This window comes from Methylogaea oryzae, assembly GCF_019669985.1.
Classification (GTDB): domain Bacteria; phylum Pseudomonadota; class Gammaproteobacteria; order Methylococcales; family Methylococcaceae; genus Methylogaea; species Methylogaea oryzae.
The window spans coordinates 4,009,307-4,018,824 of sequence record NZ_AP019782.1 but is presented as its reverse complement, the minus strand read 5'-3'; the positions used below and the strand labels follow the sequence as shown (position 1 = coordinate 4,018,824).

At 62.4% G+C, this 9,518-nt stretch carries 8 protein-coding genes; 6 read left to right on the top strand and 2 right to left on the bottom strand.

The genetic code is table 11. The annotated features are described in order from the left end of the window. Positions 1-51 precede the first annotated feature (51 nt). The 6 genes from rpmH to K5607_RS17930 are packed head-to-tail and all read left to right on the top strand — an operon-like array spanning position 52 to position 4,278. On the top strand, positions 52-186 hold the full coding sequence (gene rpmH / locus K5607_RS17955; RefSeq protein WP_221047825.1) for a 50S ribosomal protein L34: 135 nt from the start codon (positions 52-54) through the stop codon (positions 184-186). A 5-nt stretch (positions 187-191) separates the two neighbouring features. After that, a complete protein-coding gene (rnpA, locus tag K5607_RS17950) occupies positions 192-578 on the top strand; it encodes a ribonuclease P protein component (protein ID WP_246598917.1) in 387 nt (128 codons plus the stop codon). After that, complete coding sequence (yidD, locus tag K5607_RS17945) at positions 550-783, top strand: membrane protein insertion efficiency factor YidD (RefSeq protein ID WP_082411342.1); 234 nt, start codon at positions 550-552, stop codon at positions 781-783. The genes rnpA and yidD overlap by 29 nt, the downstream gene beginning before the upstream one ends. Continuing rightward, positions 776-2,374: a membrane protein insertase YidC gene (yidC, locus tag K5607_RS17940; protein ID WP_221047824.1), complete on the top strand. Its 1,599-nt coding sequence runs from the start codon at positions 776-778 to the stop codon at positions 2,372-2,374. The genes yidD and yidC overlap by 8 nt, the downstream gene beginning before the upstream one ends. A gap of 4 nt (positions 2,375-2,378) precedes the next feature. Continuing rightward, a complete protein-coding gene (gene mnmE / locus K5607_RS17935; protein WP_054772966.1) occupies positions 2,379-3,725 on the top strand; it encodes a tRNA uridine-5-carboxymethylaminomethyl(34) synthesis GTPase MnmE in 1,347 nt (448 codons plus the stop codon). 4 nt (positions 3,726-3,729) lie between these two features. Continuing rightward, positions 3,730-4,278: an NUDIX hydrolase gene (locus tag K5607_RS17930; protein ID WP_221047823.1), complete on the top strand. Its 549-nt coding sequence runs from the start codon at positions 3,730-3,732 to the stop codon at positions 4,276-4,278. Between the two features lie 25 nt (positions 4,279-4,303). Here K5607_RS17930 and K5607_RS17925 read toward each other — a convergent pair whose 3' ends face one another. Further along, the gene (locus tag K5607_RS17925) at positions 4,304-5,251 is read right to left on the bottom strand and encodes a methyltransferase domain-containing protein (RefSeq protein WP_054772965.1); all 948 of its coding nucleotides are present in this window, start codon (positions 5,249-5,251) and stop codon (positions 4,304-4,306) included. A gap of 56 nt (positions 5,252-5,307) precedes the next feature. Continuing rightward, a complete protein-coding gene (locus K5607_RS17920) occupies positions 5,308-9,498 on the bottom strand; it encodes a PAS domain S-box protein (protein ID WP_221047822.1) in 4,191 nt (1,396 codons plus the stop codon). Between the last annotated feature and the right edge of the window lie 20 nt (positions 9,499-9,518).

The window sequence follows — 9,518 nt, the reverse complement described above, 5'->3', positions numbered from 1 at the left end:
GTCAGGTCTTAGTAAATTTCTCCAAACACCACACCAAAACGGCCAGCCAAGATGAAAAGAACGTACCAGCCCAGCAAAATCCGCCGCGCCAGAACCCACGGTTTCCGCGCCCGCATGAGCACCAAGGGCGGCCGTGCGGTAATCAGCGCCCGCCGCGCCAAAGGCCGCAAGCGTCTGAGCGCCTAACAACCGTGTCGCCGCTGACCGGCGAACATACTCGATTCAGCCGTAGCGACCGCCTGCTCAGCGCAGGGGACTACAGCCGAGTGTTCGCTGGCGCGGCAAGATCGTCCGACCGATACTTCACCGTCCTGGCTCGGCCGAACGATCTGACGCACGCGCGCCTTGGACTCGTAGTGGCAAAAAAAAACATAAAAACCGCCGTGCAACGAAACCGTGTCAAACGTGTCATCCGCGAAGCTTTCCGTTTAGGCAAGCTGGCCATGCCGTCCCACGATCTGGTGGTCATCGTCAAAGCTTCCGCCGCTACGGCGGATAACGCATTGTTGCGCGCAGCCTTGGCGCGAATCTGGTTTCCCTCGACGAGTCATGCGCATCCTGTTGCTGTGGCTAATTAAGGCCTACCGCTACTTCCTTAGTCCGTGGGTCGGCTACCATTGCCGTTTTCACCCCACCTGCTCCTGCTATGCCCTAACCGCCGTCGAGCGTTTTGGCGCAATGCGTGGCCTGTATTTGACCACTCGCCGACTGCTGCGCTGCCACCCGTGGCATCCCGGCGGCCTCGACCCCGTACCCGAAAAGAGCTCAACTCACTATGGATAATTTAAGGTTCGTCCTCTTCATCCTTTTCGCCTTTCTCGTGTACTCGCTCTACGAGGCATGGCAGATAGACTATGGCCCGAAAAATCCCGCCGCCATAGCCGCCGCCGCGGGCACGGCCGCTCCGAACGTTCCGGGCAGCGCACCCAGCGGCGGCGAAGCGGGCGCGGTCTCCGGCCAGCGCATCCGCGTCGCCACCGACCTATTGACTCTGGAACTGGACACCACCGGCGGCGACGTGCGCCTGGTCGACTTGTTGGCCTACGCCCAGGAAAAAGACCACCCGGAAAAGCCGGTACGTCTGATGAGCGACGAACCCAGCCTGCGTTTCATCGCCCAAAGCGGATTCCTCGCCGAAGGCGCCGCGCCCAACCATCAGGCGCAATGGAAAGCCGCCGCCAACGCCTACCGCTTGGCGGACGGCCAGGACACGTTGCGTGTTCCTCTGACCTGGACCGACAAGTCCGGCCTCAGCGTCACCAAAACCTACGTTTTCAAGCGCGGCAGCTATACCGTCGCGGTGGAACACGAGGTGCAAAACCAATCCGACAAATCCTGGCACGCGCGCCAATATGCCCAGCTGCAGCGCAAGCGCCCGGACAAAGGCAGCGAATCCCAGCTGGTGCGCACCTACACCGGCGGCGTCTATTACAACGCCGAGGACAAATACAAGAAGGTCACCTTCGACGACATGGCGGACGACAACCTCAACCGCACCGTCAAGGACGGCTGGTTGGCCATGATCCAGCACTATTTTCTGGCCGCGTGGATTCCGCCGGCCGGCGAAAACAACACCTATTACACCAAGGACCTCGGCGAGCAGCGCTATTTAATCGGCGCCTACACCGCCGACCATGAAGTTCTCCCGGGCGAACGCTATAACACGCAGTTCACGCTGTACGTAGGCCCCAAGATCCAGAAGGATTTGGAAGCCATCGCACCCGGCCTGGAACTGACCGTCGACTTCGGCGTGCTGACCTTTATCGCCAAGCCCATTTTCTGGTTGCTGGATAAATTCCACGGCATCTACAACAACTGGGGCTGGTCCATCATCTCTGTGACCTTCGTCATCAAGCTGATGTTCTTCAAGCTGTCGGAAGCCAGCTACCGCTCCATGGCCAATATGCGCAAATTGCAGCCGCGCCTGAAGATCCTGAAGGATCGCTACGGCGAGGACAAGCAGCGCTACAACCAGGCCATGATGGAGTTGTACCGGGAAGAAAAGGTCAACCCCCTGGGCGGCTGTTTGCCGATCCTGATACAGATCCCGGTATTCATCTCCCTTTACTGGGTATTGGCCGAAAGCGTGGAGTTGCGCCAAGCGCCGTTCCTGTTGTGGCTGACCGATCTGTCCGCCAAGGACCCCTACTTCCTGCTGCCGGTGCTGATGGGCATCAGCATGTATATCCAGCAGAAGCTGAATCCCAGCACCATGGATCCGGTTCAGGAACGCGTGATGAAGATGTTTCCCTTCATTTTCACCATCTTCTTCGCCTTCTTCCCGTCGGGTTTGGTGCTGTACTGGGTGGTGAACAACTCCCTGTCCATCGTCCAGCAGTGGTACATCACCCGACAGATCGAAAAAACCGCGTAACGTTCTGGACCTTCCTTTCGACGACACCATCGCCGCCGTCGCCACGCCGCCAGGTCGCGGCGGGGTGGCCGTGGTTCGTCTATCCGGACGCGACCTGGGCGGCGTTCTTGCCGGCCTGCTGGGCCGGGTTCCCGAGCCCCGCCAGGCAATCTACACGTCTTTCCTAAGCGCCGACGGCGACGCCATCGACCAGGGCATCGCGCTCTATTTTCCCGCCCCCCGCTCCTACACCGGCCAGGACACGCTGGAGCTGCAATGCCACGGCAACCCCTTGATCGCCGACCATTTATTGCGTCGGGCCATGGAGTTGGGCGCAAGACTGGCCAACCCGGGCGAATTCACCCAACGGGCTTTTCTCAACGGCAAGCTGGACTTAGCGCAGGCGGAAGCGGTCGCCGACCTCATTAACGCCACCACCGACCTCGCATTACGTTCGGCCCGTCATTCCCTGGAAGGCGTTTTCTCGCAACAGGTGGACGGCCTCGCGCGAGCCCTTATCCAACTGCGGGTGCAAATCGAAGCGGCGCTGGATTTCTCCGACGAGGACATCGACTATCTCGAAGCCGCCGCCTTGGCGCGGCACATCGAAGCGAATCTCCACGCGCTCGACACGCTACTGGCGCAAACCCGCCAAGGCGTCATACTGCGGGAGGGTTACACGGTCGTTCTCGCCGGCAGGCCCAACAGCGGCAAATCCAGCTTACTGAACGCCTTGAGCGGCCGCGACAGCGCCATCGTCACCGACGTGCCCGGCACCACCCGCGACGTCCTGCGCGAACCGATCCAGATCGACGGCATGCCGTTGCACATCATCGACACCGCAGGCCTGCGCCGAACCGACGATCCGGTGGAACAAGAAGGCGTGCGCCGCGCCAGGAGCCACATGGCCAAGGCCAACCGCATCCTGCACATCGTCGACGCCAGCCACGAAACAGCCGCCGACGCCTCGGCCCTCGACCTCCCGCCGGACATACCCATCACGCGCATCCACAACAAGGTCGACCTGACCCGCTCCCCGCCGGGCATCCGCAGCGAGGGCGACGTCGTGCACATCCACCTCTCCGCGAAAACCGGCGCGGGCATAGACGCGCTCAAGCAGCATCTCAAGCAAGCCGCCAGCTTCCAAGCCGAAGGCGAAGGGCTGTTCATCGCTCGCCGCCGCCACCTCGACGCCTTGACCCGCTGCCGCGACCACTTGGCCGACGCCGTGGCATTAACCGCGGCGGACGGCCCCGAGCTCATCGCCGAACAACTGCGTCTGGCGCATGACGCCCTCGGCGAAATCACCGGCACCGTCAGCGCCGACGACCTGCTGGGCCACATCTTTTCGACCTTTTGCGTGGGTAAGTAATGCCATGAACTATTGCAGCCACTGCGGCGCTCCCGTGCATTATGCGATACCCGACGGCGACAACCGCGAACGGCATATTTGCACCGCCTGCGACACGATCCACTACCTCAATCCAAAGATCGTCGCCGGTTGCATTCCGGTGTGGGAAGACAAGTTGCTGCTATGCCGCCGCGCCATCGAACCCCGCCACGGCCTATGGACGCTGCCGGCGGGGTTCATGGAGCAGGGAGAAACCTTGAGCGACGCCGCGCGCCGGGAAACCAGGGAAGAAGCCAACGCCGAGGTGGAGCTGGACGAGCTGCACACCGTCATCACCCTGCCCCACGTTTCCCACGTACAAATGCTGTTCCGCGCCCGCCTGACCGCGCCGGTGTTTTCGCCGGGGGTAGAAACCCTTGAAACGCAGCTATTCCGTGAAGAGGAGATACCCTGGGACGAGCTGGCCTTCGAAACCATGCGGCGCACCCTGCGGCATTTCTTCGCGGACCGCCGTCGCGGCCTATTCCAACTGCACGTCGAAGATATCCCGCAAGCGCCGCCCAAGGGCGGTTAAACCCGCCCCGACATCCGCCCCGCCCTCAACGCCAGAACGCGAACAGCGATTTGGCCGGCTTCGGCTTCACCGCGCAAAACAGGCCGTAACCGGCCATTTCGTCGCGAAAAATGCGGTATTGGTTAAGCGCCGTGTAGAAATTGCCGCTTTGGGCGGAAGTGCGGAGACGCAGCCACGCCATAATCCGTTGCATGGGGTAAGTCAACAGCGCGGTAACGTACATGCGCCGCGCCGAGGGCAAGGTGTTGGCGCTGATATCGCGATAGCGGATATCCGCGAATCCCGCCTCCTGCAAATGCGCGCGGAAATCCTCCGGCAGCGCCAGGTTCGGGATAGCCCAGCCGTCCAGGCAGATACGAATCACGCGCCACTCGTCTTCGGAATATTCTCGCCTCAAGGCGAAACCGTCGGCCGTAACCAAGCGCCCGCCGGGCTTGAGCACGCGAAAAGCCTCGCGAATAAAGTCCGCCTTGCTCAAGGCGTAACAAACGCTCTCTAATCCCCACACCACGTCGAACGAAGCGTCCGCGAACGGCGTCGCGCAGTAATCGGCCAACTGGAATTCCACCCGGTCGGATACGCCGCGCCGCTTGGCGTTGGCGCGAGCCATCGCCAATTGCTCCGGACTCAAGGTAATGCCGGTCACTTGGGCGCCGCGGTTCTCCGCCAGCCAAATGCTGCTGCCGCCGATGCCGCAACCGGCGTCCAGCACCTTTTCCCCCGGCTGAATGGCGGCGGTATCGGCCAGCAGGCGATTCATGTCGACGAGGGACTGGCTATGGGACTTGGTGTTCTCGTCCCAATAACCGTAGTGGATAGCCAAGTTGTGGGAGTCCAGCCAGGACGTGCGGTAATCCCAATAACACTCCTTGTAATATTGCACGATGTCCTCGTGCAGAGCGATGTCCTGTTTGCTGCGGTAGTCCTTGCCGGGTTCCAGGACGACCGGCGTGTTGGTTTCGGAACGGCTCATGAAGTGTTCGCTAACGGTGGAATAACGCGCTAGTTTACCGGCAAGCGACCGGGGAATTAAGCCGAACTTGCGGAACCGGCCCCGTCGGCGCCATCCCGGCGTTGCAATAGTTCGCCGAACGCAGCCGCCGGCAACGGCTTGGCGAACAGATAGCCCTGTCCGTAATCGCAGCCCGCCGCGGCCAACAGCCGGCGCTGCTCGTCGGTCTCCACCCCTTCCGCCACCACCTTGAGCCCAAGCCTGTGGGCCATGACGACGATGGCCTCGCACAAGGCGATGTCTTCGCCGTCCGGCGCCAAATTACGAACGAACGATTGATCGATCTTCAAATAATCGATATCGAATTTCTTAAGGTAGGACAACGACGAGTAACCGGTACCGAAATCGTCGATGGCGATCTGAAGGCCCGCCTCCCGGAACGCCAGCAGCTTATCGCCGCCGCCTTCCATCAGCAGTCCCTCGGTGATTTCCACCACGATGCTTTCGCCCGGCAAATCCAGCTCCCGCAAAAACTCGATCCACGCCGGGTGCATGTCTTGATCGCTGCGGAATTGCGCCGGCGACTTGTTGACGCTGATCTGGAACGCCGGATCGTGCGCGGCGCGCCACGCCGCCGCTTGGCGCGCCGCCTCGCGAAACACCCAATCGCCGATCTCCACGATGAGTCCCGTCTCCTCGGCGATGGGAATGAACGCCGCGGGGCTGACCAAACCGCAGCGGGGGTTGTGCCAACGAATCAACGCTTCCGCCTTGACCACCCGGCCGTTGGCCATATCCACGATGGGCTGGTAATAGACCTCGAATTGCCCCGCCGAAAGGGCTCCCCGCAAATCCGCCGCCAACTGGCCCCGGATTTTCGCCGCCTCCTGCATGAAGCGGGTGAAATAGCGATAACGGCCGCGTCCCTCGGCTTTGGCCGCGTACATGGCCTGGTCGGCGTTCTTAAGCAGCGTATCCACGTCGTCGGCGTCGTCCGGATAGATGGTGATGCCGAGACTGGCCGACACATACACGCGCTCCTGTCCCAATTGGAACGGTTCCGACAGGGTCCGGAGAATGTCCTGGGCGATCAGGTCGATGCCCGCGACCTTGTCGCAGCCGCCCAAAATCACGGTAAATTCATCGCCGCCCAAACGGGCCACGGTGTCCGACGCCCGCACATCGCCCACCAAACGCCCCGCCACCTGCGTCAGCAACTCGTCTCCCATGGCGTGGCCCAGCGTGTCGTTGACCTCCTTGAAGTGGTCCAGATCAAGGAAAAACAGCACCAAGGGCAGGCCGTCGCGCGCGGCCAGCTTCATTTCCTGCGCCAGCCGGTCCTGGAACATGCGGCGGTTCGGCAGGCCGGTGAGGAAATCGAAATTGGCCTGCTTCCAAATCAACTCGTCCGACGCCTTCTTCTCCGAAATATCGGTGAACAACGCCACCCGGCGATGAATTTCGCCGTCTTCGCCGACGATGGTGTTGATGGTGAGCCATTCCGCGTACAACTCGCCGTTCTTGCGCCGGTTCCAAATCTCCCCCTGCCACTGGCCGGTGGATTGGATCGCCTCCCACATGGCCCGATAAAACGCCGCATCGTGCAGGCCGGAACTGAGAATTTTCGGGTTTTTCCCCAACACCTCCTGCGCCGAGTAACCGGTAACTTGGGTAAAGGCCGGATTGACGGACAGTATCGTTCCCTCCCCGTCGGTCACCACCATGGCTTCGCTGCTGTGCTCGTACACCAACGACGCCAAGCGCATGGATTCCTCCGCCTGCTTGCGCGTGCTGATATCGCGCCAGGTACAGTAGAGCGCCGGAGCATCGTCCAGCGTGAACGCCGACAACGTCACCTCCGCGGGGAACGTGCTGCCGTCCCGGCGGCAATGCGTCCACTCGAACCGATTGATGCCCTCTTCGCGCGCGATGGCCAACATGCGGTCAGCCTTGGTTTGGGAATCCTCCCCGTCAGGTTGTTTCGCCGGCGAAAGCTCGGCCGGGCGGCGACTCAGCACCGTCTCCTTGTCGGGATAATCCAGTATCTCCACAGCGGCCTGGTTGCATTGCACGAACCGTCCGTCCTGAATGATCCACAACGGGTCCGGCGAGGACTCGAACAGGGTACGAAACCGCTGATCGCTCTGCCGCAGCAGCGCATCCGCGCGCTTGCGTTCGCTGATATCGCGGATGAACGCGCAGAACTCCTCCGAGCCGGCCTCGCCGACGGCGGTGATCGCCAATTCGATGAAAAATTCGTGCCCCTGCCGATGCAGCGCGGCCACCTCGATGCGGGTATTGAGGATCGGCCCCACCGCCGTCGCCAAGTAAGTCTCCAATCCCTGGACATGGTCGTCGCGAGCGCCGGGCGGGATGATGGTCTCGTGCAGCAGCCGGCCTACGGCCTCCTCCCGGGTCCAGCCGAAAATCGACTGCGCGTGGTCGTTCCATCCGATGATGCGGCCGGCCGCGTCCATTTGCACCACCGCATCCAGCGCCGTATCGATGATCGCGCGCAGCGTCGCCTCGTGGCGCCGCATCGCCAGCTCCGCCGTTTTACGCTGGGTGATATCCTGCGCGATGCCGCGCATGCGAACCGCATTGCCGTCTCGATCGAATTCCGCCGAGCCGGCCGATCGTATCCAGCGTTCCCTGCCGTCGCTTCCGGTAATTCGATATTCGACCTCGTAGGGTCCGCGGCCTTCGATATGAGCCTGGGTCGCCTCCAGCACCAAGCGCCGGTCGTCCGGATGCACCACGGACAAAAAATCCTTCCAACTCGGATTCACCAGCGGCGGGAAACCCAAAACCTGCGTAACGGCGTCCGACCAAATCTGCCGGCCGAAAACGAGATCCGCCTCCCAAGTGCCGATGCCGCCGTAGACATGGCTCCTGGTCAGCCTTTCCTGGCTCTCCGCCAGCGCCACCTGGACCTGCTTACGTTCCGTCACGTCCTGCACGAAACCGTGCCACAAAACGGAACCGTCCGGCTCGCGAATCGGCATGGACTGAGCTTCCAGCCATACCTCGCCTTTGCGGGGATGGGCGATGCGCCACTCCTCGTGCCAAGCGGTGAGCGAACGGGCCGATTCGCCGATACCGTCCAACAGCCCCGCCACATCGTCGGGGTGCGCTATGGCGAACAGCGCACCGGCATCCTCGGCCACCGATTCCCGCGAAACCCCCATGACGTCCTCCAACGCCTGGCTGGCGAACGGCAAGCTGGTGCTCCCATCGGGCCGCCGGCGAAAGGAATAAATCACGCCCGGGACGCTGGCGGCTATGGCCTGCAGCTGGGTCCGCTCCGCCAAGATTTCCCGCAAGCGCAGCTGCCGCCAATGCAGGCGTAGCAATACGCCCACCACGCCGATGGCCAGCAACGCGAAAACGACGCTGACGACAAACAACCGTTCGATGTCGCCGTAAACCTCGTCGCGGTCGATTTTCGCCACCAACAGCCACGGCGTTCCGCCGACGGGGCGGGCGGCCGCGATCACCGGAACGCCCCGGTGATCGCGGCCCTCGTACACGCCGGGACCGTGCAATATCGCCTGGGCGGCGGGCAACTCGCTTAGAACCAAGGGCAGCCGCAAACTGAGCGGCGGCGCTTGCCCGTGGCGCAGGGTGTTGAGAAACACCACCTCCCCACCCTCGCGCCGAACGATGAGGGTTTCCGCGCTAGCGCTGCGCCGCGGCCAGGATTGCACCAGCGGGAACAGCTCGTCGGCGGGATTCATGGTATAGAACAAATATCCCAGCGGCTCCACCTGTCGCGCATCGCCGTCCCGTATAGCCGCGACGAAATGCATCGCCACCGGCCCCCCCTGGGCTTCCAGATGCAAATCGACGAAAACGGCATCCGTCCGCTCCGCCGCCTGGCGCATCAACTTCGGAAAATCGTCGTCGCTGGAGCCGCCGAGTCCGGTGGAAAGCAACGGCTCCCCGTCGGGGCTGAACAGCGCGATGCCGGCGGCGTGAAAGTCGCGGGAAGTGCGCAAAGTCGCCAAGCGCTGCACCAGACGCCGTTCCATGACGGCATCGGGCGTATGCCGCCATTGGCGCACCGCATCGACGAAAAAAGGCATGCGAGCCAAATCGGCGGCCCGTTGGCGGTGTTCTTCGATCCATTCCGCCGTCTGTTTCGACTTGAATTCCGCCACAGCGTCCAATTCATCGCGCAACTGCGACTTCAGCGTGCCGGATACGTGGTGGAACGTCACTCCGGCCACGCCGACTATCACCCCGCAGAGGGCCAACAGCAGTAGCACCGGCCGCCAACCGACCTTCG

Bases quoted from the DNA above. Each gene is read 5' to 3' on its own strand.
- K5607_RS17930 (WP_221047823.1), top strand. From the start codon at position 3,730: ATGAACTATTGCAGCCACTGCGGCGCTCCCGTGCATTATGCGATACCC.
- K5607_RS17925 (WP_054772965.1), bottom strand. From the start codon at position 5,251: ATGAGCCGTTCCGAAACCAACACGCCGGTCGTCCTGGAACCCGGCAAG.
- yidC (WP_221047824.1), top strand. From the start codon at position 776: ATGGATAATTTAAGGTTCGTCCTCTTCATCCTTTTCGCCTTTCTCGTG.
- rpmH (WP_221047825.1), top strand. From the start codon at position 52: ATGAAAAGAACGTACCAGCCCAGCAAAATCCGCCGCGCCAGAACCCAC.
- yidD (WP_082411342.1), top strand. From the start codon at position 550: ATGCGCATCCTGTTGCTGTGGCTAATTAAGGCCTACCGCTACTTCCTT.